22 protein-coding genes are annotated in these 23,373 nt (G+C 44.7%); 11 read left to right on the forward strand and 11 right to left on the reverse strand.

The genetic code is table 11. The features are described from left to right. Position 1: 1 nt before the first annotated feature. Genes H1230_RS02210 through H1230_RS02225 form a run of 4 tightly spaced genes read right to left on the reverse strand, consistent with a single transcriptional unit; the run spans position 2 to position 4,884 of the window. Complete coding sequence (locus H1230_RS02210) at positions 2–1,693, reverse strand: methyl-accepting chemotaxis protein (RefSeq protein WP_239714031.1); 1,692 nt, start codon at positions 1,691–1,693, stop codon at positions 2–4. Between the two features lie 13 nt (positions 1,694–1,706). Further along, positions 1,707–2,198 carry a chemotaxis protein CheW gene (locus H1230_RS02215; protein ID WP_239714032.1) on the reverse strand — a complete coding sequence of 164 codons (492 nt, stop codon included), beginning with the start codon at positions 2,196–2,198 and terminating at the stop codon, positions 1,707–1,709. 42 nt (positions 2,199–2,240) lie between these two features. Continuing rightward, positions 2,241–4,262: a chemotaxis protein CheA gene (locus H1230_RS02220; protein ID WP_239714033.1), complete on the reverse strand. Its 2,022-nt coding sequence runs from the start codon at positions 4,260–4,262 to the stop codon at positions 2,241–2,243. 25 nt (positions 4,263–4,287) lie between these two features. After that, positions 4,288–4,884, reverse strand: coding sequence for a TetR/AcrR family transcriptional regulator (locus H1230_RS02225; RefSeq protein ID WP_239714034.1), 597 nt, complete (start codon positions 4,882–4,884; stop codon positions 4,288–4,290). Positions 4,885–5,157: 273 nt separating this feature from the next. On the opposite strand from H1230_RS02225, the gene H1230_RS02230 reads away from it, so the two are divergent. From H1230_RS02230 to H1230_RS02245, 4 genes are all read left to right on the forward strand, one after another. Then, entirely contained in the window at positions 5,158–6,075 is a 918-nt protein-coding gene (locus H1230_RS02230; RefSeq protein WP_239714035.1) for a polyprenyl synthetase family protein, read from the forward strand. Positions 6,076–6,227: 152 nt separating this feature from the next. Next, positions 6,228–6,404, forward strand: a complete 177-nt coding sequence (gene comX / locus H1230_RS02235) for a competence pheromone ComX (protein WP_239714036.1) — start codon at positions 6,228–6,230, stop codon at positions 6,402–6,404. Positions 6,405–6,429: 25 nt separating this feature from the next. After that, positions 6,430–8,808 (forward strand): sensor histidine kinase, encoded by a 2,379-nt coding sequence (locus H1230_RS02240; protein WP_239714037.1) that lies wholly within the window; start codon positions 6,430–6,432, stop codon positions 8,806–8,808. Next, the gene (locus tag H1230_RS02245) at positions 8,786–9,445 is read left to right on the forward strand and encodes a response regulator transcription factor (RefSeq protein ID WP_154119427.1); all 660 of its coding nucleotides are present in this window, start codon (positions 8,786–8,788) and stop codon (positions 9,443–9,445) included. The genes H1230_RS02240 and H1230_RS02245 overlap by 23 nt, the downstream gene beginning before the upstream one ends. A gap of 110 nt (positions 9,446–9,555) precedes the next feature. Here H1230_RS02245 and H1230_RS02250 read toward each other — a convergent pair whose 3' ends face one another. The 6 genes from H1230_RS02250 to H1230_RS02275 all read right to left on the reverse strand — a co-directional run bounded on the left by H1230_RS02250 (position 9,556) and on the right by H1230_RS02275 (position 15,467). Continuing rightward, complete coding sequence (locus H1230_RS02250; RefSeq protein ID WP_239714038.1) at positions 9,556–10,290, reverse strand: aspartate/glutamate racemase family protein; 735 nt, start codon at positions 10,288–10,290, stop codon at positions 9,556–9,558. A gap of 19 nt (positions 10,291–10,309) precedes the next feature. After that, a complete protein-coding gene (locus H1230_RS02255; RefSeq protein WP_239714039.1) occupies positions 10,310–11,377 on the reverse strand; it encodes a Gfo/Idh/MocA family protein in 1,068 nt (355 codons plus the stop codon). Between the two features lie 3 nt (positions 11,378–11,380). Next, positions 11,381–12,250: a sugar phosphate isomerase/epimerase family protein gene (locus H1230_RS02260; RefSeq protein ID WP_239714040.1), complete on the reverse strand. Its 870-nt coding sequence runs from the start codon at positions 12,248–12,250 to the stop codon at positions 11,381–11,383. A gap of 47 nt (positions 12,251–12,297) precedes the next feature. Then, positions 12,298–13,125, reverse strand: a complete 828-nt coding sequence (locus H1230_RS02265; protein ID WP_239714041.1) for a carbohydrate ABC transporter permease — start codon at positions 13,123–13,125, stop codon at positions 12,298–12,300. A gap of 2 nt (positions 13,126–13,127) precedes the next feature. Further along, complete coding sequence (locus H1230_RS02270) at positions 13,128–14,042, reverse strand: carbohydrate ABC transporter permease (protein WP_239714042.1); 915 nt, start codon at positions 14,040–14,042, stop codon at positions 13,128–13,130. Between the two features lie 72 nt (positions 14,043–14,114). After that, positions 14,115–15,467, reverse strand: coding sequence for an ABC transporter substrate-binding protein (locus tag H1230_RS02275; protein ID WP_239714043.1), 1,353 nt, complete (start codon positions 15,465–15,467; stop codon positions 14,115–14,117). Between the two features lie 286 nt (positions 15,468–15,753). Here H1230_RS02275 and H1230_RS02280 point away from each other — a divergent pair, with 286 nt between their 5' ends. From H1230_RS02280 to H1230_RS02300, 5 genes are all read left to right on the forward strand, one after another. Continuing rightward, positions 15,754–16,083 (forward strand): PucR family transcriptional regulator ligand-binding domain-containing protein, encoded by a 330-nt coding sequence (locus H1230_RS02280; RefSeq protein WP_239714044.1) that lies wholly within the window; start codon positions 15,754–15,756, stop codon positions 16,081–16,083. Between the two features lie 74 nt (positions 16,084–16,157). Continuing rightward, the gene (locus H1230_RS02285; protein WP_239714045.1) at positions 16,158–17,375 is read left to right on the forward strand and encodes a PucR family transcriptional regulator; all 1,218 of its coding nucleotides are present in this window, start codon (positions 16,158–16,160) and stop codon (positions 17,373–17,375) included. Positions 17,376–17,424: 49 nt separating this feature from the next. After that, positions 17,425–17,703 carry a hypothetical protein gene (locus tag H1230_RS02290; protein WP_239714046.1) on the forward strand — a complete coding sequence of 93 codons (279 nt, stop codon included), beginning with the start codon at positions 17,425–17,427 and terminating at the stop codon, positions 17,701–17,703. A gap of 147 nt (positions 17,704–17,850) precedes the next feature. Further along, positions 17,851–19,068 (forward strand): nitric oxide synthase oxygenase, encoded by a 1,218-nt coding sequence (locus H1230_RS02295; RefSeq protein WP_239714047.1) that lies wholly within the window; start codon positions 17,851–17,853, stop codon positions 19,066–19,068. A gap of 77 nt (positions 19,069–19,145) precedes the next feature. Further along, a complete protein-coding gene (locus H1230_RS02300) occupies positions 19,146–19,886 on the forward strand; it encodes a Bax inhibitor-1/YccA family protein (protein ID WP_239714048.1) in 741 nt (246 codons plus the stop codon). 99 nt (positions 19,887–19,985) lie between these two features. Here the strand turns inward: H1230_RS02300 and H1230_RS02305 are convergent, their stop codons facing one another. After that, complete coding sequence (locus H1230_RS02305; protein ID WP_239714049.1) at positions 19,986–21,482, reverse strand: peptide MFS transporter; 1,497 nt, start codon at positions 21,480–21,482, stop codon at positions 19,986–19,988. 228 nt (positions 21,483–21,710) lie between these two features. On the opposite strand from H1230_RS02305, the gene H1230_RS02310 reads away from it, so the two are divergent. Both H1230_RS02310 and H1230_RS02315 read left to right on the forward strand, forming a co-directional pair. Next, entirely contained in the window at positions 21,711–22,271 is a 561-nt protein-coding gene (locus H1230_RS02310) for a TetR/AcrR family transcriptional regulator (RefSeq protein WP_239714050.1), read from the forward strand. A gap of 96 nt (positions 22,272–22,367) precedes the next feature. Further along, entirely contained in the window at positions 22,368–23,342 is a 975-nt protein-coding gene (locus H1230_RS02315; protein ID WP_481857110.1) for an NAD-dependent epimerase/dehydratase family protein, read from the forward strand. The last annotated feature ends 31 nt before the right edge of the window (positions 23,343–23,373 follow it).

Genomic DNA, 23,373 nt, shown 5'->3' on the forward strand with positions numbered 1-23,373 from the left:
ATTAGTACTTCCCGAAGTCATTATCACTTAATGATATTTTTGTAGGCCGTTTGGTTTTACTCGTAGTGTTGGCTCTACTGTAAGATTCGTTAGTCTGGCGTGCATTAGGTCGAGCATCACTGAAGTTTTCCCGAGCATAATCCATTTTTTTAAGCTGGAAGCGATTGACTTGTTCCTGAAGCATTAGCGCTTGATGAGTCAATTCCTCGCTGGAGGCTGCACTTTCTTCAGAGGTTGCCGAATTGGTCTGTACAACATGTGAGACCTGAAGAATTCCCTGATTGATTTGAGCTACTCCGATGGCTTGCTCATTGGATGAAATCGTGATATTGCCTATCAAATCAGCCACTTGGGCAACGTCGTTTACAATATTCTGTAGGGCAACTGCTGTATTATTAGCAATTTTTGTACCAATATCTACTTTTTTAATGGAGCCTTCAATCATTGCAGTTGTTTCCTTCGCAGCATTGGCCGATCTTGCAGCTAGATTGCGCACTTCTTCAGCAACTACGGCAAAACCTTTGCCATGTTGTCCGGCACGCGCAGCTTCAACTGCTGCATTCAGCGCCAGAATGTTGGTTTGAAAAGCGATTTCGTCAATCACCTTAATGATTTTTGAGATATTAATAGATGAATCATTTATTTCTTCCATTGCGCGAAGCATACTGCCCATCTGTTCGTTTCCATGGACTGCATTTTTCTGTGCGGCTTCAGCTAGCTGATTCGCATTATTGGAATGTTGAGCATTTAGTTTCGTTTGGGAGGAGATCTCCTCTAGGGATGCGGATAGTTCTTCCACGGAGCTAGCCTGCTCCGTTGCACCTTCCGACAAAGCGATGCTTGATTCGGACATTTGTCTGGCACCGGAAGCTACTTGATCAGCAGCAGAATTGATATTATTCATAACCTCATTCATATTATTAGACATTCTCAGGAATGCGGTAGCGAGAATACCTACTTCATCTTTAGTATTGGCTTGAATAGTTACATTAAGGTCTCCGTCAGCCATTTGTTCCGCCACAGCCACTAGACGATTGATAGGTTTACTAATGATACGGGAGACAAAGATGCCAATGGAGATCGCCAGAATCATAGTCACAAGAATGATTACGAGCATTGTCTTCACCGTAGTAGTAACGGTAACGGCGTAATCCTCCGACTTTTGCAGTCCTCCCGTTTCCATCAGTTTGATCAGTTTATCCAGATTGTCATTCGCTACAATAGATGGCTGCAGTGCATCGCCGTAGAATAAGGTCTTTGCTGCCTCAACTTTATTTTCTTGTGCCAAGCTGCTTACTTGCTCTCTCACCGTTTTATAATCTTTAAGGGAGGCTGTTAAAGTATTGAAGGCAGCGCGTACGTCCTCTGTTTGAATACTAGTTTCGAATTTGCTGAGATAGCTATCCATATCGGTATCTAATGTTTTGATCTTGGTTATGTAGGATTCTCGCTCTTTGTTGGTTGTCTTAATCAACACATCTCTGATCGCTGCGCGGATATTATGGAAGTCCATGCCTACATGCCCCAAGTCGCCAGAGGCAACACCATAATTTACATATAACTGTGAATAGTCTTTACTTACCTTGTTAATATTGGTGATTCCAACAAATCCAACTACACCCGCCAATAATGCAATCAGTATAAAAGCAGAAATCATCCGGGTACTAATTTTTAAATTGTTAATCCATCTCATTTGTATATCCCCCTTATTTCTCGCCGAGCTGATTAATTTCATCCCATGAAGCTTTTATCAAAAGTGTCTTACAATCGAGTAACAGCTTGACCTCTGCTCCGACTTTGCCAATTCCCTTAATGAAGTTGTTGCCGCCCTTATTCATCTCTGGGGGGGCTACGATTTCAGTGTCAGGTATCGAAAGCACCTCCGAAACGCCGTCTACAATTAGTCCTAACGATATATTTTCGATATCCACTACAATAATGCAGGTTCTGTCGTTATAGTCCCGAAACGTTTTCCCGAAACGCAAGCGAATATCCATGACTGGGATGATCTTGCCCCGCAGATTAATAATTCCCCGGAGATATTCAGGCTGATCCGGGACTTGTGTGATGGGTTGAATCCCAATAATCTCTCTAACATGATTAATTTCAATTCCATAGCAATCTTCACCCATCGTAAACGTTAAGAATTTTCCTTTCTGTGTATCTTCCTCTAGCTCGTCCTGAACTTCTGTGGACATGGACCCATCAACTCCTTTGTGAATGTTATATTGGCTTTATAGTTATCCTGACAATTTCGGAATATCTAGGATGAGACTAATACTCCCATCACCTAGCAAGGTGCAGCCGGCTAGTACCGAGACCTTATGGGAACCTTGAAAGAAGGTTGGAAGTGCTTTAACAACAACTTGTTTTTGACCCAGCAGCTCATCGGCCAGAATACAAAAGCTCTTATCATCATTTTCGAGAATCATAACAATTCCATCCGTTAAACTGCTGCGCACTGCCGAATGATGTAAGCGCTCGTGCAAGCGGATTAAGGGGTAAAAAAGGCCACGCACCATAATCATCTCATTGCCATTCGGGTCAACAATAAGATCCGAGGTTTTGGGTCTCAATGATTCTTTGATGTATGAGGTAGGTATAGTGTACTTAGATTGGCCCACCCGAATATTCATCGCATCAACAATGGCTAGTGTTATCGGAATCCGGATGGTAATAACCGTTCCTTTATCCTCGGTACTGTCCACTTGAAGGGAGCCGCCAATGGCTTCAACATTATTCGCCACCACATCCATGCCCACACCTCTGCCGGAAAACTCTGTGACTTGTTCTTTGGTAGAGAAGCCGGGATGAAGGATTAGATTGAAAATTTCTTTATTGGTATATTCACTTTCTGGTTTTCTTAGCAGACCGTTGCTTTGCGCTTTTTGTAATATTTTACTTTTGTTTAATCCTCTGCCGTCATCTTTAACAATAATGAGTACATCACTGCCGACATTTTTGGCCTCTAGAGTTAATGTGCCTGCTCGCGGTTTATTATTCTGCTCCCGTTCAGCAGGAGGTTCGAATCCGTGATCCATTGAATTTCGGATCAAATGCATTAGCGGATCAGAGAGGTGTTCGATAATATTCTTATCTACTTCGGTGTCCTCGCCAATGAGAGTCAACTTCACTTCTTTATTCAATTTCTTGCACATATCACGAACAGGCCGGTTCATCTTCTGGAAGGTCGTGGATAACGAAATCATGCGGATAGACATCACCATATCTTGAATCTCACTCGTGATCTTTTTGAGCTGGCGGGCTGCCTTTTGAAAGTTATCTAGTTCCAGATCCATTAGATCGGGGTTCTCGGTGACCATGGCTTCGGCGATGACCATCTCACCCACTAGATCCAGCAAACGGTCCAGCTTTTGAACTTGGACGCTAATGATGGTGGCCGCCGCATTTGTGGTCTTCTGTTCTTCTTGCCCAAGGAACTGCTTCACTGGTGGAGTGCTGCCAGGCTCCGACTCACTATCCTCAAGAACTAGCTCAGTTAATTCCAAATCCCGTAAGAAGATCGTTTGCGAAAAGAATTGAAACATCTCGTCATAGGTTCGATTCGTCTTGAAGGAAACCAAGAAACCCGTTTCTCTTATGATTTCTACGCTGTCCTCAGATTCAATGATGTCACTCGGCTCATACTGCAGGCCAGTCGTGAAATCTTTGAGATTATGAATGATCGTAAATGCCCTGATATTCTCCATCTCGCAACCCTCTTCAAAAAATACACGAGCTTGAAAAGTATGCTGATGGACGGTCTTTTCTACTTTTTTATTATTAGAGATATAGAATTGCTGTTTTTTTGGCGAATCTACTTTTGCCGCTGCGACAATTGCCAGACTTGGATTCAGTTCCTTCAATTGTTCTAGATAATGCTTGATACGTTGGATTAATTCAGAGGCATCGGCAGAGGCGTCAGCCCCTTCTTTGATTTTGAGGATTTCTATCTTGATGAAGTCAATTCCCTCAAAGACAAGGTCAGAGAGTATTGAATAATCGATCTGGACAGGTTTCTCCTCGCGGATCACATAGAAAAGATCCTCAATGGAATGTGCTAGTTTAGAGATCTCATTGAAAAGCATCATCGATGAGGCGCTTTTGATACTATGCATGTGTCGGAAAATTTCATTTATGACTTCCTCTTTATAGAAGGTGTCTTCATTCTCTAACATTTTTTGTTCCAATTGTTCAAGTTGGAGCGAAGTCTCATAAATGAATATTTCCAGCATGGGTTCGTTAATGTATTCCTCCGACATATTGCATCACCTTAACTCTCTTTTGCTATTGATGCTTCACGCTGAAAGCATCCAAGAACATACTTGTTGCTTCATGTACACGATCTCTTAGTGAGAACGCTAATTCACTTATACGCCACTGCATACAGATTTCCCGGAAATCTCCCCACATCATCGTGGCTAACTGTTCACTGTTTACATGAGGGTCAATCTCATTGTTAGTTATGGCATCATCAATTAGTCCCTTCATGAAATTCATGCGCTTCGCTATAAGGCTATCAATCTTGGTCCGCAATTCAGGTTCATAACGAAGAACTTCGTATATTTGTGTAATAGCTGTGATGGCGGAGTAGTTCTCGTAATAGGTAGCATAAGTATTGAAACAATAATGAATCGACTCTGCTGCAGTTAACTTATTTAACTGCACTGTAACAAAAACATCGGAATCATATTTTGAGTAATAATCCAGTACCGCCAGCAAGAGCTCATTTTTAGATTTATAGTGACGAAAGATGGCTCCTTCGGATACTCCTTGCTGCATGGCTACTTTTCGAATGGACAGATTATTAATCCCGATGTCATTGATTACCTCAATCGTAGATAACACTAGTCCTTCTTTTGTATGAATGAGAGATTTACCCATATTTAATTCGCTCCTAATAGAAAGTAAACACTCACTTACTTATACCTTACATGACGAAGTATACCCGACTTTATGGTTAGAAAGGACGATATTTGTCGAATAATGTGTGAACATATTGGGAAATTTTCTCTATTCATATGGAAATTCTAGTTCAAATGGCATAGTGAACGATGTTCTGCACTACAAGTTATATAGAAGAAGGAAATACCCGGGTCATATAGAATAAGTTTTAGTAATAAATCTGATTAGCGCGCTGTATGGGGGTCAAGAGGAATGGATGATTTTGAGCGGTTAATTGAGAAGGAATTTAGGGATAGCCTGCGTGCCTATTTTATCGTACCGCATTTGTACGAACTGGGAATTGCTTGTGTTGAGGAGAAGCTGCGGGAATCGATGCTGTTTGGCAAGCTGACCGTGCTTCACTATCGAATTTTTGAAGGAACCGGGGATGGGATATTCCGTGCGGCGGCGGCTGTAGAGCTGATGGTGCTTAGTCTTGATATTATTGATGATCTTCAGGACAAGGATAATAAGGGCATGGCCTGGAACCAGATGGCCCCGGAAATTGCGCTTAACATCGCACTTGGACTATTAACGTTGTCACAGCAAATGCTGCTAACTAGTAGATTTCCTCTGGAGCGGACGCATGAAGCTGTACAGGTGATGAGTAAACAGATTTTGACGGCGATAAATGGTCAAACGACAGATTTGCAGAATGATATAACGAGCGAAGAGGACTATTTGTGCATGGTTAGGCAGAAGTCAGCGGCACTGCTCGTTGCAGCCTGCATGATCGGAACGCTATTAGCAACCGGTGAATGGAACGCACAGGTAAGGGATTATGCCGAAGAGCTGGGGATCGCTGCACAGATCAAGAATGATATTCGTGATTTGGTGAATTGGGAGAACAAAAATGATTTCTGGAACCGCAAGAAGACGCTGCCTACACTGTATTTGCTGGAGTCCATCTCGGAGGAGGAGAGCTGGATTCTAGATTATTTCGAGCACCGCCTACAGCTGGAGGATGTGCTTCACCGCAAGGAAGAAATTGAGCGGATTCTAGAACAGTCGGGCACTCTTCTCTATACTTCCGTACGAATGAGAACACACTATTACAATTATCTGGATATGGTAAACAAGCTGGGTATTGATTCTTATTGGAAGGAGCAGATTATTGCGCTAGCAGAATGAATTCTGTATAACCCATCCATAAATCTTGCAAATGATGACCGCAATGATGTTTGCGGAAATTACAAGTCTCATTATCGTTTCTAGTGAAAGATGAAACTGTTATATTTGAATTAAGAGGAATATCTCTTATAAACCGATTGGGGGAATGTTACATGTTGAAGGAAATGATTCAGAAGATGATGAAAGATCCGAGTGCATATGTTGGTTTGCAGAGCGGCCAGCTTCAATTGGCGGGTATTAGTGATGTTGAACGCAGAGCATTAGTAGATGTGCTAGGAGACACCGAGGGCAAAATGGAGCCGATGAAATCACACTTTTGGACTATATAAATAGGTAGACTTGGAGGCAACTGGTTTGTCGAAACTATCAAGAGTTGTGGTGCTCCCGCTGCTGATTACTATACTTATGCTCTATTTATCTCGCAGCATTCTGGAGTACCGAATGATTGGGACGAATGTCGCGAAAGATGCAACGGGACAATACGTGGTGCAGCAAGATACTCCCGCCGGACTTTGGGGTTATAAACGTATTCTGGCGGGAGACATTATTGAGAAAGTAGATGGGAAGTCTCCATCTTCATTTTTTTATATCAAGAATTATAATGCTATAGAAGGGGCCTCTACCATAAGCTTAATCCGAATGGGTTTAGACGGCGCTCAGCAAGAAATTAATCTTGTAGTAGACAAAGGAATTGCCTCTGAGAATCTTATGCTGGAGTTTATTATACCCTTTTGCTCAGTATTACTGTTTGCAGGGTTTTCGTGGTTTGTTTACCGTCGGAAGCAGAAAGATAAAGCAGCCATTTATCTCATCTTGTTCTTCTTGTCGACTGGACTGGCTTATTTCAGCTCTTTTTCTTCAGGAAGATTGAACACGGTAGGAATCCTTACGTTCAATATCACCTTCTCGTTAGTCCCTATTTTTTTTCTGCAATTTCTAAATCAATATCTCAAGCGTTATGAGGAGCCATTAGTCCCCAGAGGACTATTTGTGGCTTTGTATTGCGTTGTCACTACGATCCTCTCGCTTCTAGTCATAAGAATGCTGACGGGCTTCGATTTTTATTTTTTTGCAGGCGTTCCGCTGATTCTACCATTTTTTATCATTGTAAATTTGTATATTATTTATAAGCTGATCGAGAAATTCGTTAGACATCGGCGGGATTACCTGAGGACGCTATTTAAGTTCACGTTAATTGGCCATATGATCGGCTTTCTGCCGTTTATTCTCTTGTTCGGTATGCCTCAGCTGGTGGGTGTAAACCTTATTCCTTCGCAGGTGGCCTCTATTTTTCTATTAGGAATTCCAATTGTATATTTGTACATGTTTATGAACCGACAGCTGTTCGATATTGATTTTCTATTAAATCGGTTTTTGTACTTTACGATCATTTCTTTTATTCCAACTTTGCTAATTGCCACCTTTGGTATGCTTATTTTGAGCCGGCATGATTTTTCATGGGTCAAAGGTATGCAGATGTTTCTGGTGGTTTACCTTATGCTCACCCTTTTTCTGTTTAGTAAGGAATATGCGGACTTTCGTCTAAGACCGAATTTCAATAAGGATCTGTATAACTTTCAGGGAAGTCTGGACCGTTTCTCGACCCGCATCTCACGTGTAATGAAGCGCGCAGATCTGGAGCGGGTATTGGAGCAAGAGATTCTTTCTACTCTATTAGTCAAAAAGATGGCCTTTCTGGAAGTGAGCAAAGAGCGCGTGTATGCTTCCCAGTCCAATACAGGGGCTAAGGGTATCCATCCTTCGGTAATATCTGCTCTGCAGAACTCTGTCCATCAGTTGACGGTCGGAGAACCAGTAACGGTTCCCTACGGGTTATGTATCGTCATGGGCCATAAAGGCTCAACCTTTCATGTGCTCTGGCTGGATGATAAAGAGAACCAGACGAAATATAATCTGGATGAGCTGGGCTGGCTGAAGACTTTGGCTAATTATACTGCTATCGTCTATGAGAACTTGTACCTGATTGAAAGCTTGATTGAGGATCTGGAACTGGAGTTCCAGAAGCAGAAGGGTGCCTCTCCATGGGTGATGCGGTTGATTTTTAATTTATCGGAGATTGAACGGCGTAGACTGGCTGCAGACCTGCACGATTCAGCGCTGCAGGACCAGCTTATCTGGTACCGTAAGCTTGAATCTGTCATGCTGGATCATGCCATCTCAGCCGAGCTATATCAGGAGCTTAAGATGATTCATGAGGGCCTGCTGGATGTGATTCACCAGATTCGTGAGACCTGCAACGAGATGAGACCGCCACTGCTCAAGGAAATGGGTATTGTGGAGGCGCTAGGGCATCTGTTCGAACAGACACAGATCCGTTCGAATTATGCCATTGATTTCCGTGTGAAGCAGTTCACCGCAGAATTGAATGATGAACAGACGTTAGCCCTATTTCGTATTGTTCAGGAGTTGCTGCGCAATGCAAGCAAGCATGCGAGTGCCTCAACCGTTATTATTGAGCTGGAGCAGAGGGAGACCATTCGGCTTTTGTATAAAGATAATGGAATTGGCATGGAGCTGGTCGAATTAAGCGACTCCTATCAGCACATGGGCTTATCGGGTATTAAGGAGAGAGTTCGCAGTCTGGAAGGGGAGATTGATTTCCAATCCGTGGTGGGCGAAGGACTGGAAATCAGCATTAGTCTGCCGCTAGAGTCTGTGAGTACGGCAATGGAGGGTAAGGATGAATCGGATGATAAATATCTTGTTGGTTGATGACCATCCTTCCGTAGGCGAAGGAACCAAGAATATGATTGAGCAGGATGCAGAGATGCAGGTGACCGTTATTTTATCGGCCATGGAAGCGCTGGAGCTGGTCAAGACGGAAACCTTCGACGTGATGCTGTTCGATCTGAATATGCCGGTAATCAGCGGTCTCGAATTGACCAAGAGGATGATGAGCGCTCACCCGGACAGCCGGGTATTAATCTATACGGGCTATGAGATTAGCCCTCATTTCAATCTGCTGATTGAATCTGGAGTCTCGGGCTTTGTGAGTAAGACGGTCACCCGGGTGCAGCTTCTTAATGCCATACGCTGCGCTCTCCGGGATGAAGCGGTTATTCCGGTATCGCTGCTGCGGCAGCTTCGTCGCCGGGAGATCCGCTTAAACGAGTCCAGAGAAGAGCGGGCACTGGAAGCTGTATCGATCAATGAGCGTGAGCAGGAGATCCTGCAGGAAGTAGCTAGCGGGAGCGCCAATAAGGATATTGCAGGCAAGCTATTGATGAGCCAACGGACGGTTGAGTATAACCTGACACGGATATTTGAGAAACTGGGTGTTCGTTCCCGGGCAGAAGCGGTAGTTGAAGCCAGGCGGCTCAACCTGATTCATTCCAGTGATTTTTTGTGAGAAGGGAATGAGTTGAACTTAAGAAAGTAAACAAGGGCTGAGCTGAGGAATAGATCCTCTGCTCAGCCCTTGTTTGGAGTATGAGCCAAAATAAATATATTCAGGACTTTTTAGCTGCCAAAAGACTGCAGAATACCCGAGAAGGCCTTCTTCTCGGGAGTAGCGAAGGTTAAGGCTTTGCTCGTCGTAACACCAAGCCCAACTAAGGCTTCACAGAATTTTACTGCTGCTAGAGTGCCATCGATTACGGGTATGCCGCAGGCCTCCTGGATATATTCGCGCTGGGCGGACATGGCGGCACAACCGAGAACAATAGCTTCTGCCTGATCCTCAGTAACGGCCTTACGGCATTCCTCGATAATCTGGCGGACGGAGGTCTCTTTATCATTTTGCACATCCAGCACATGCAGCGGGGTAGTGCGGATATTACGGCATTTGTGCTGCATTCCGTTATGAAGCACTACATGCTCACTCATCAAGCGGGTACGAGGCAAAGTAGTGACAATGGTGAAGGAAGCCGCGATCATGCTGGCCATTTGCATCGCGGCTTCCGCAATTCCTATAACGGGTGCACTTGTAATCTCTCTTGCTCCTAATAATCCTGGATCGCCGAAACAGGCGATCACATAGGCATCGATATCCTCTTCTTGATCCCCCTTGCGAATCTCTTCGAAAATACCAGGAATCGAAAGATAATCATCATAAAAGGACTCAATGGATGCCGGCCCAGACCTTGGACTGACCGAAATGATTTCAGTGGTGGGGAGGGCATACTTCTGCGCCTCGATCTGAAGATCATTTGTCAGTGACCAGGTCGTGTTAGGGTTAATAATCTTGATCTTCATAGCAAGACAATCTCCCTTCCTAACTATAATGAATTTCGATCCCCTTTTCGCTGGACTCATAGATGCCGCATAAGAGCTTCATGATTTCCACGCCATCCTCAACAGGGCACTTTGTCGCCGTTCCTTGCAGGCAGCATTCAACAAAGTGATCAATCTCATTCTGAAAAGCATGGAACATATCGAAGGTGAGATGGTCAATTTGCGGCGTCATATTGAGAATGGTGTCATGTTTCTCGGTCACGATACACAATGCGGGTTCAATTTCCGCACCACCCTTGTCTCCGAATACCTTAATCGATAGTTCATCATTTGCGGCATGAAGTGAATAGCTGACATCGATCAGGAGAGAGGAGCCATTCTCAAAGCGTATAAGTGCATTCGCTAGATCCTCGACGGTATTCATATTGTTAAGCGGATTATAATCGGCTGCTTCATACTTGCTTAGATTCTTGATATGGTCACGGTTGCCGAGCTTATTATACGTATTTCCACTAATCGATTTCACTTTCGGACGGCCCATCATATACCAGCAAAGATCAATAATGTGTACCCCTATATCAATAAGTGGACCCCCGCCAGACAGCTGTTTATCTGCAAACCAGCCACCAGGGTTGCCTAAACGTCTTAAGAACGAAGCTTTGGCATAATAGACTTCGCCCAGATCACCTGCTTCGATAAATTGTTGAAGCACCATGGCATTGGTGCCGAACCGGCGTACAAAACCTACTTGCAATGTTTTGCCGCTGCGTTTCACGGCTGCTTGAATCAGCAGGGCTTCCTCGACGGTCATGCATAAAGGTTTCTCTAGCAATACATGCTTGCCTGCATCCAGAGCGGCAATGGCAATCTCGGCATGGAGATGATTGATGGTACATATGCTGACCGCATCAATAACGGGGTCTGCCAACATTTCCTCGTATAACCTAAAGAAGTGGGATGCACCGTACTTTGTAGCTGCCGCTTCTGCTCTTTCCAGATTAATATCACAAATAGCATAGATTTCGACCTGTTTATTGTTCTGATAGGATTCCAAATGAAATTGAGAAATGGTGCCAGCACCGATAAGGCCAACCTTTAATGTATCCATATTTTAAACCTCGTTCCAAATTTTTCTGGCGTTCACAAGCCCAATTCTTGAGCCTAATCGGCAATCTTCTATACCTTCAAATTCAATCGTGATATAGCCGTCATATCCTGAATCCTTCACTAATTTAACGACCTCTTTCATCGGGATTTCACCCTGTCCGATAATGGCGCCGCGCAGAAAATTATTGTGAACTGTCTTGAAATAGCCTTCACCAGGATCAGCATCGTAGGGGCGGAAATAGAAATCCTTAAGATGAACAAGCGAAGCGTAAGGCAAGTTCTTCATCACTCCTACCAACGAAGGTTCATCTACGCACATAAAGTTGCCGATATCGAGCGTGGTTTTGAAATTGCTGCGATCAACTTCGGCGATTAAGCGCTGAACCCGATCGGCATTTTGGACCAGATGGCCATGGTTCTCCACACTTGTCGTAATCCCGAAATTAGCAGCGTAATCGGCAATTTGACGGCAGGCTTCAGCCATTTGCGGTAAATGCAGTTCAAAGTAGGAAATGGTCGTCTGTTCAACAGGCAAGGAGAAGGTATTCACATCGTGGCGCATATATTTGATGCCTAAGCGATTTGCTACATCGACATGAGATTTTACACGGGCAATTTCAGCGTCGAGTTCTTCTGGCGAGGGTTGGATGAAGTTAGCCGGCAACGAGTAATTGGACAACTCAATGCCTACCTCTTGCGCCTTTGCTTTTAACGCTTCAATTAGCTCGTCATCCCCTAGCAGTGTGTAGCCATAAGGAACAATCTCCATATGCTCCCCACCATGCTGAGCGATCCATTCTACGACATCAAGGATAGACATTTCCTTCTTTTCCAGAGCATCTAGCAAGCTGTATGAGCTAAGTCCTAATTTCATAATGATCTCCTTTGTGAATACGGGATTTGGTGAATCATAGATATACGTCATTTGAGTCCAGTCATCGTAATGCCTTGAATGAATACGCGCTGCATGAGCAAGAACAGGATGATAACAGGCAGCATGAATACCGCGGAACCAGCCATCAAGAGCGACCATTGCAGGCCGTGTGTTGTTAAGAACTGCATAAGCCCGATGGAGATGGTCCAGTGCACTTTATCCGTCAGATAAATTAAGGGACCGAGGAAATCCGTCCATACCCAGATGAAGGAGAACAAAGCAACAGTGACCAAGGCAGGTCGGCATAGCGGAAGTACAATATTCCAATAAATCCGGAACTCGGAGGCGCCATCCACACGTGAGGCTTCGGATAGCTCTTCAGGCAAGGTAAGGAAAAACTGACGAAGCAAAAATATCAAAAAAGGATTGCCGAAAAAAGCAGGGACGACGAGCGGTAGAATGGTATTGATCCAGCCCAATTTAACAAAAGTGGAATAGAGCGGAATCATCGTAACCTGGTAAGGCAGGATCATAGTAGACAACACAATCACGAACAGGGCATTACGGCCCTTCCAATTCAGCTTGGCGAACGCATAGGCAATCGCGGGGTTCACCAGCATCGAGCCAATCATGACCCAGAAGACAATCTCAAACGTATTAAACACATAATCAAAATAGGGGATAACCGTAAGCGCGTGTTTATAGTTAATAAGTTGAAAGGGATCGGGAATCCATTCGGTTGGCCTTTGGAAGATTTGGGTCTCTTTTTTGAGAGAGGTGGAAATCATCCATAATAACGGATAAACAAACAGAATACCCGTACAAATTAAGCAAAAGTGAGCAAATATCGCATATCGAAGCTTCCGGCTGCCCATTGTTATCTCCCCCCATAATGCATCCAGCTTTTAGAAGTTCTGTAGACGACATAGGTAATTAACATGACAATAATTAAGAGGACCCAAGCCAAAGCACTGGCATAACCAAACTTAAGGAACTGAAAGCCCTGCTGATAGATATACACGGAATAGAACAATAAGGAATTGCTAGGTCCGCCAACTGTAGTCTGTCCTGTGGTAAGTACAAAGGCAGGAGTAAAGATGCTGAAGGCTGCAATGATTCCGCTAATCAATTGAAAAAAAGTGACTGGCGAAATGATCGGCAGCGTAATATGGCGAAATTTATCCCAAGATCCGGCTCCGTCCATGTCCATCGCTTCATAATACATTTCAGGCACATCGCTCAAGGAAGCGAGGTAGATAATAGTTGTTGTACCCACCCCCCATAAGGACATCAGGATCAAGGCGGGTTTGGTCCATGCAGCGGATACTAACCAAAGCGGCTCTGGCAGATGCAAAAAATTTAAGAAATGATTGATAATCCCATACTTCGGATTCAGCAGCCATAGCCATAATAAGGATGTGGCTAGTGGAGGCATTACAGATGGCAGGAATACCAAAGTCCGATAAATGGCTTGGCCTCTAACCTTCATGTTAAGCATCAGAGCCGTACTTAACCCTATTAGCAGTTGCAGACCCACGCCAATAACAGCATAAAAGACGGTATTGTACAGAGCTTTATAGAATAAGGCGCTATGCAATAATTCGTTATAGTTCTGCAGCCCGACCCACCGACCAGGCTTGAATAAATTATATTCCGTGAAGCTATAGTAAAAAGAAGAAAGAATCGGATATAAGCTGAAGCCGAGAAATCCGATGATCCAAGGAGCAACGAATACCCAAGCTAATTTTTTTTGTTCAATCAGGACAGGGTTTTTAAGACGTTTGCTACTCATATAAGCCCCCCTTCCTTTCTATGGAATAACAAGGCACCCCGCATACTGGAGGATACCTTGTTACTATTTGAGTTATTTCACTAAAGGCTGGACCTTTTCAACAACGCCCTTCATGGCTTCTTCCGGAGTTTTCTCGAGATTGATAACACTGGTATCTCCTTCGGTCAGTGCTGCAAAGAACTCCGTCATGAATGGCACGGCAGGGAAGGCTTTAATGTTCGGGCCTTGGATATATTTCACAAAGGGTTCCAGCCCTGGATTCTGCTCAATCAATGCAGGATCATTGAGTGCAGATAACGTAGTAGGCAAACTTCCCTTGAGTGCAGAGAATTTAACGTAAGGGTCTTTGGAGACCAGGTAGCTAACGAATTCCCAAGCAGCTTCTTTGTTCTTGGACTGCTCTGGAATGACCAGCATCCCTGGTTGAGCTTCACCAGCGTCCTTCAGCTCTGGATGACCGTCCGGATAAGGAAGTGCAGCGACCCCATAATTTAAGTCAGGCGCATAATCTTTAATAAACGTCTGAAGCCATTGTCCTTCCACGCTCATTGCCAGCTGGCCTTGGAAAAAAGCGTTGTTAGGGGATTGGTAGTTCCCGAATCCGCTCTTGAATTTCAGGACGGCTTCTTTATCATAAGGATCACTATAAAAAGATTTATAGAAATTCATATCGGCGATATTCTCCGGGCTGTCTGCCGTAATAGTCTTTGTATCTGCATCATATAGACTGGCTCCGAATACATTTCGCCATACGACTACATCGAGCCATGGATAATCCGGAATGAATCCTAACTGGCTATAGTCGCTACCATCCTTGATAGTTAGCTTTAACGCGTCTGCTTGTAATTCGCTGATCGTGGTAGGTGGAGCTGTAATTCCAGCTTTTGCAAATAGATCTTTATTGTAATAGAGCATAAAAGTATCCATGGTATACGGAATGGCGAATTGCTTATCATTGTATTGGCCGATGTCCCATACACTTTGTACGACATCCGCAGTATCCATTCCGGTCTTGGCGATGCTGTCATCCAATTGACTCAGCGCACCAACCTCGGCCCATTTCGCTACATTTGAATATTGTGTATATCCGACATCGAATGAATTTCCGCCAGTAATTGCTGTAAGCTCAGTTTGGGTAGTTTGGCTACCCAGTGAATCCACGTGAATATTAGGATGAGTGTTATTGAATTCATCAACGATTTGTTGCATGTACGCATCTTCGCCACCAGCCCAAGTGTGCCAATAAGTGATGTTGACCTTTTCGGCCGGGGCTTCCGTAGCAGCTGGTGCTTCTGTTGCTGAGTTTGAAGGAGAATCCGTCGTACTTGCTGTGTTCGAGTTGTTATTACTGCTGCAGCCTGCGATTGCTAGAGAACTCATGAGGGATAGGGATAAAATAATGAACGCTGGACTTTTTCTCTCCATTTGAATCTCCTCCTTATGATTGTGTTAAAGATTGTCTCTCTATGTGTTATATTATATTACGTTAATATATAAATGCATTATTGAGATCTGCCAAAATACAGGTGATCTTTTGTGGTTTTGTCACAAATTTTAATTATATATATATTTAACCCCTTATATATTGGGATATATTGAAGAGTTTGGAGCTAAAGAAATAGAAATTTTGAAAAGCATGGTGAAGACAGTTGAATTTAGACATGTTAACATAAATAACATTTATCTCTCTTTATCAGGAGGTGGACCGATTATGGATGGCATATCAATGATAGATTTATTGCAAAGAAGAGGTCACTTATTCAATGAACATGCAGTAATAGCGGGAAACAACGGGATTGACCGAATTGCGACTAAGGTTCATGTCATCGAAGAGTGGGATCTTTATAATCAGGCGATAGAAGGGGATTTTCTGCTGACTACCTCTACGGCTTTTATGAAAGCTTTTGCCAAAGAGGGTGAATTGATGTCTGTTATATCTGCTAACAAAGTAACGGCGATTGGCATGCTTATGGATAACCGACATCTAAACATCCCCCGCAGATTCTCATTCAGGCAGACGAGTATCGCATTCCGATTATAGAATTAGCAGGTGATATTCACTTTCCTTATGTAACCTTTGAAGTACTGGACGAGATCCTGAATCAGAAAGCCAAGATGATCGATCTTGTCCATAATCAACTGCAAAATTTGACTTCACTGGTCTTGATGGGAGAGTCTACACTTACTTTTTTGCAAGAAGTATCGGCATACCTGAATTGTGAGGTAGGGCTAATGCTGGATAATGGGAGGAATCTCGGCTCTATACCGGAATGTAATTTTGTATGGCCGTTAAACATGGAGGTGCTTGGCAAACCGGTTGAGCACACCTACCATGGAGTTAACTTATACCAAACCGTGGAGCGCGAGTTGGTCCGCTTATGGATGCCAATAGAGAGAGACGAGCAGGCATTTGGGTACTTGGTGTGTTCTACCAACGAAATCGTTATTTCCACCGCAGATATTATGATTCTTCAGCATGCTTCGCAATTGTTGGTCCTCATTCTTTCCAAGCAACGGGGCCTTATCAATATCGAAGAGAAATATAAAGAGGAATTTCTGCAAAAGTGGATACTTGGTGAATGGAAAGATAAAGATACGCTGATGCTGCAGGCGATCTCAACCAGTCTCTCTTTGGCCGAACATTATGTCCTCTGCAGCTTTTCTGATATGGGGAAGTTGTCCTCCGAAGAATTCTTGCAACTTCGCACTTTTCTTACTCGCAAAGGTTATCTGCTTGCTACCTTGGGTCAGCAGCTGCTCTTTCTTATTCCGTCTAGAAGTAAGACAGGTATTCGGGAAACAGAGTGGACAGAGCTTTATGATTCCATCCGCAAGATTCTAAAGCGCAAGCCCTTTAATCTGGGTATTAGCTCAGTCAAATCGTTGGAGAGGGTATATTTGGCCTATCAGGAGGTCAAGGATGCGCTTGTGATCAACCTTAGCTTGAGACTTGAGCAAAGCCTGATCTTTTATGAGAAACTGGGGATTTATCCGATCCTCTATTCCATAGCCGAAGAAGGTGATTTATCCTCCAAAATGCTCAAGATTCTTGAGCCGCTAATGGGCGAGCAGGTCAAACAAGCGCCTGAGCTGTTAGAGACCCTTCGTTGTTACTTCCAACAGAACCGGAACATTAAGGAAACAGCCGCTGCGCTCTTTTGCCACTATAATTCAGTCGTTTACCGGATGGAACGGCTTGAGAATGTGCTGAATATCTCCTTTCGGAATTCGGAGGATATTTTCCAGTTGGATTTAGGGATTCGGGTTTATGATTTTATGAAAAAAAGCCACCCCCAGAAGTTAACTGAGATGTATAAGAAGCCTTCTCCTTAAACATCCTATAGAAGAACAGGAGCATTTCTGAAGGGAGAGATTCTTATTTATGAAACGCTATGATGCTACGTTGCAGGATAGCAGCACTGCGGCACAGACGAAGAATTCGGTCAATAAGCTGCACGACTCTGTCTCGCAGGCTTTGAGTCATCCGAATGAACAGACCATTGCCCAAGCCAAGAATAGCTTGGAACATGCCGAAGAAGCCGTTCGGGTAGCCGATCGCTCCTTAAGCGATCAAGGTGTAGAATTTGCGGAACAAATATTGGATGACGAGAAGACTAGACTAGCTGCGCTGGATAAGCAAGCTAGTCCACGTAACCGCTAAACTATCCTTACTGCAGCCTGTGAAGCCTAAGTGCTTCGCAGGCTGTTCTTTCTTTCGGCAGGCTGGCGTTGAAAAGGTGTAGTAATCCTAGCGCAATGTTATACTTTATTTAGGGCAAGACTGGCAAAAGATCAGGGAGTGAGCAGGGTGGATAGCAAGAATATTGAAGAGTTGGCCACTCAGGCAGAGGCATTCATCCAGCTTTGTTATGCGGAGCTGGAGAAGTCTGAAGTTGAAATAGAGCAACGGATTCTGGAAATACGCTCTGCGATAGATTCCTCGGGCACCTATCGCCATACAGAGGATGAGTTGATGCACGGCGCACGAATGGCTTGGCGCCATAATAGCCGCTGTATTGGCCGCCTGTTCTGGCACACGCTGGAGGTATTGGATGCACGCGAGGCACAAACGGAGGAGCAGGTGGCAGAGAAACTGCTGCAGCACTTGAAGCAGGCGAATAACGGGGGGCGCATCAGTCCCGTAATCACTGTATTCCATAGTGGTGAAGACGCTGCTCGGCGCATCCGCATCTGGAACCATCAGTTGGTTCGCTATGCCGGTTATCCAGAGACCGCTGATAAGTCCCGTTCCGGCGATCCGGCCTCGGACGCCTTCACTCGTGTCTGTCAGCAGCTCGGTTGGCAGGGAACAGGTGGGGATTTTGATGTGCTGCCGTTGGTTATTAGTATCGGGGATGGACAGCCTCGCTGTTTTCCCATTCCCAAACACCTTGTGCAAGAGGTGCCATTAAGTCATCCTGAGATCTCCCGTTTCCCAGAGCTGCAGCTGCGCTGGTATTCCGTTCCCATCGTTTCGGATATGCAGCTGGAGATCGGTGGAATTGCGTATCCGGCCGCTCCTTTTAATGGCTGGTATATGGAGACCGAGATCGGCTCCCGCAATCTGGGGGATACCGGACGTTACAACCGTCTGCCCGCTGTTGCCGATTTGTTGGGACTGGATCGTTCCACCAACACTTCATTGTGGAAGGACCGAGCCCTGCTTGAATTGAACCGTGCGGTGCTGCATTCTTTCAAACAGGCCGGTGTCAGCATTGTGGATCATCATACGGCAGCTGATCAATTTGTACGGTTCCAGCAACAAGAAGAGGAACGGGGTCGGCAGGTATCTGGCCGCTGGTCCTGGCTAATTCCACCGATGTCACCATCGGCTACTCCAATCTGGCATGACCGCACCTTAAAGGAACTGGATCTCAGCCCCCGCTTTCTTTACCAGAAGTCGGCCTATGCAGGTTGGTTGAAGGAGACAGACCCGCGGCAGGGTGAAGATGGCCTGGAGAAATCCGAGACAGACAACCAGCTAGTGGAAATGGCCTGTCCCTTTCACCATAAGACGGATACATAATAGTGTTCCTTTTGGGAATGAGATTGCTGAAGCATGATACAATGAAGCAAAATAGAATCTGGTGAGGAGAGCTACTTATGATAGGTCGCAGTGGAAATCCGGCTTTAAATGACAAAACCTTTGATCAGACAGATCGTTATTCCGGACAAGAGCAAATGACAATCAATGGAACTGTAAACAGAGCGTTTATAACACTTATTATGCTGCTCGGCGGTGCGTTTAGTATCTGGATGTTGTATTTTGAAGGTCAGAATGTATTTCCTTATGTAATAGGAGGGGCAATTCTCGGCTTTATCCTAGCTTTAATTATCAGCTTCAAGCCAACAGCTGCTCCTTATCTGGTGCCGATCTATGCAATAGCTGAAGGGGTATTTCTAGGCGGACTTTCAGCATCGTATGAGTCTTTATACAACGGGATCACTTTGCAGGCAGCGCTACTAACCATCTGTGTATTCTTCGCTTTATTATTGGCGTACAAGACTAGAGTTATTAAGGCCACAGAGAAATTTAAGCTTGGCGTATTAGCGGCTACAGGCGGAATTGCCTTGGTCTACCTGCTTAGCTTTGTACTTGGGATGTTCGGGGTGACTGTTCCTTATCTGCACGACAACAGTTTAATCGGTATTGGCATATCGGTGGTTATCGTGATCGTTGCCGCCCTAAATCTGGTATTGGATTTCAATTTCATTGAGACCGGAGCGGAGCAAGGTGCGCCGAAGTACATGGAATGGTATGGGGCATTTGGCTTGACGGTTACACTCGTCTGGTTATATGTTGAGATCCTGCGTTTGCTTTCCAAGCTGCGGAGCCGCAACTAAACTATGCTCCTCAATTAACAAAAAAGCCCTCTGGCCTTTGTGAAATATCTTTCACAGGGAGTCAGAGGGCTTTTGAACTTTAACTAGCTAGTATTAAGGCTACCGTACACCCTTCATAAAGCCTTGAATCTTAGAAGAAAGCATGAAGAGCAGTAGGCTCAGTAGGAGCGCGGCTCCGCCGATGACACCAAAGTACAGCATTTCAGTATCAGCGGTGTAGAATTTAACAATCTGGGCATTAATAGCCTGGGCCGCAGCATTGGATAAGAACCACAAACTCATCGTTTGGGCAGAGAAGGCTACAGGTGCCAATTTGGTAGTGACTGACAGTCCGACTGGGGACAGGCATAACTCTCCGATTACAACGATGAGATAGCTTAGAACGAGCCACATCGGATTAACCAACGAGTTATTACCGCCAAAGTAAGCTGGCACAAGAATGACCAGAAAGGATAAGCCAGCAAATAGCAGGCCTAGCGAGAATTTGGTGGGAACGGAGGGCTGTCTAGCCCCAAGCTTCACCCAAAGCCAGGCAAAGACAGGTGCGAGTATAATAATAAACAACGGATTAAGCGATTGGAACCAAGCGGGAGAAAGATGAATTCCAGCAAACTCTAGCTGAGTACGCTTGTCTGCATAATTAGCAAGAATGGTTGAGCCCTGCTCTTGAATCGCCCAGAACATCACCGATGCTATAAATAGCGGAATATAAGCGAGGATTCTTGAACGCTCAATAACAGTTGTCTTAGGGCTGCGGTACATGACAATGAAATATAGAGTCGGAATTAGAATCCCTAAGATACCGATAAGAGCGATAAAGGTATCAAAGGTTAATAATCCCATTGGAATAGCGATAGCGATCAGGATAATAATTACAGCTACACCGATTCCCATAAAGGTGAAGGTTTTTTTCTTTTCTGTGGCGGACAGCGGATTCGCTATGATAGTCCCAGCCAGACCCAGATTTTTTTTCTTAGTTAGGATAAAGATCAGCAATCCCGCAAACATCCCGACAGCAGCAATAGCAAAACCCAAGTGGAAGTTGTCATAGTTCATCCCTATAGTTCCTACAATTAAAGGAGCAAGGAATCCCCCGAGATTAATTCCCATGTAAAAGATGCTGAATCCTGAATCCCGTCGATGGTCCTTTTCACTGTAAATTTCACCTACTACGCTGGATACATTTGGTTTCAGTAGTCCGGTGCCCATTACAATCAAGAGCATGGACAGGAAGAACATCGCAGTGCCGGCAGGGATTGCCAAGGCAATATGCCCGAACATAATCAATATTCCACCGTAAAAAATCGATTTTGAAGGTCCTAATATTCTGTCGGCGAACCAGCCGCCGATAATACCAGACATATACACAAGTGATCCGTAGATGGACATAATTGCTAGAGCGGTATTTTCAGCAAAACCCAATCCGCCTTTTGACACTTCGTAATACATAAAATAAACAAGGATAGCTCGCATCCCATAATAGGAAAAGCGCTCCCAGAACTCTGTGAAGAAAAGAGTGAACAGACCTTTGGGATGTCCAAAAAATCCTTTTTGTGGCACACTCTCTACAATGGTTTGTCTGTTTATATCTGTCAATCGGACAACCTCCCTGTCGTAAATCGAAAAAAGACATCCCTAAAAGGATATGCCTTAGTATCATGTTACTGCCCTGTCAGCTTATCGTCAAGTTCGGTCCCCTTCCAGAAAGTGAATCTAATCCTAGTGTGGAGTGTAAAATAGGGTTGAATTATGAGGAAGCGGCGGTTATAATGAACCCAGATAGTGATTGATCAATAACTAAGTATTTATCCCTGTGAGGAGGATATGATGACTAAAGAAACAAACCTGGTGCAACCGAAAGCGGATGAAGTTATCGCAGTAAATCGTCGGGAGCAGATCCTAGAGGCTGCTGTTATTGTTTTTGCTGAACATGGTTATTTTAGGGCTACAACGGCACAGGTTGCCGAGAAAGTCGGCATTTCGCAGCCCTATATCTTTAAGCTGTTCAAGAACAAAGAAGAGTTGTTTGTCGCTACCCTGGAACGGGCTTTTGAGCGAATTATCCGCTCCTTTAAGGGAGTAAAGGCTCCCGCAGATCTAATCGTCTGGGAAGCGATCAGGGTATATGAACGATTGATGGAGACGCATCCCAATGAGATCATTTTGCAGGTTCAGGCTTTAGGCATCCGGGACGAAGCCATTCGCCAGGTGATGCAGCAGGGAATGCGGAATATAACAGAGCTTGTGCAAGAGATATTTGTATTTGCCGGGATGGAGCATCCAGAGGTGGAGGTAAGCACCTTTATGGCTAACGGCATGCTCTGTAACATTTCTATGGCGCTTGGAATGCCTGATCTGAAGCCCAAGCATTTGGATCGCGGGTAAGAGCTGCTAGGTTTATGTAATATCTAAGGAATATGACCCTAGATATTACTGCAATTTAGGTAGTGATTAATCAATAACTATAAAATGGAGGAATACATGATGATGAAGAAAGCTGTAGTGTTAGGTGCAACAGGAGGGACAGGAACGGTAATTATCGCGGAACTTTTAAGAAGGGGTATTGAAGCCGTAGCCTTTGGACGATCGCTTCACAAGCTGGAGGGGCTGGCAGCAACACTAGGAAATCCAGTGGGCCTTACCCTAAAGACCGGCGACGTATTTAAAGAAAATGATATTACCGCGGCCTCGCTCGGGGCAGATGTTATTTTTCATAGTGCCGCAATGCCGTATAACGAAATGACTACACGGTTGCTACCCATGGGAGAGGCGGTTATGCAGGCGGCGAATAATCTGGGAATCAAGGTCATCGCTGTAGATGGCATTTATGCTTATGGCAAAAGAACAAATGAGCACCCTATAGATGAGGACTATCCGAAGAATCCCCATACTAAGAAGGGAAAAATAAAGCTTGAGTTCGAGCGTATGTTCTTTAGCTCGCGCTGGGATCGGACGCAAAGGATGATCGTGCGCTTGCCGGATTATTACGGCCCTACCGCCAATGAAGCTTCGTATTTAGGTTCAACGCTGGAGTCGATCGCTGCCGGTAAACCGGCACTTTTCGTCGGGAATATGAAGGTTGCCCGTGAATATGTGTATCTGCCGGATGCGGCAGTCATGATTGTAGAGTTAGCCAGCAGAGACGAGGCTTATGGACAGAACTGGAATATTCCGGGAGGGGGCATCCTCTCCGGCCGTGAAATCGTCCACATCGCCCAACAGGCTAGCGGCAAGTCCAAGCTGGTTCTACCTATGGGCAAGATGGGACTGTCATTACTGGGTCTATTCCTCCCGGTAATGAAGGAAGTCGTTGAAATGCTCTATTTGACCGAAGAGCCTTTAGTGTTGAGCGGAAAGAAATATGAACGTTTAGTTGGCCCTATCCCGGCGACCTCCTTTGAGCAAGGGATAACAGAGACGATACAGGCGATTATGAGTCGGGGGGCAAATGCATAGCCTATTCATAATTAACGGCATATTTGTGAAA

Source organism: Paenibacillus sp. 19GGS1-52 (assembly GCF_022369515.1).
Lineage (GTDB): Bacteria > Bacillota > Bacilli > Paenibacillales > Paenibacillaceae > Paenibacillus_AQ.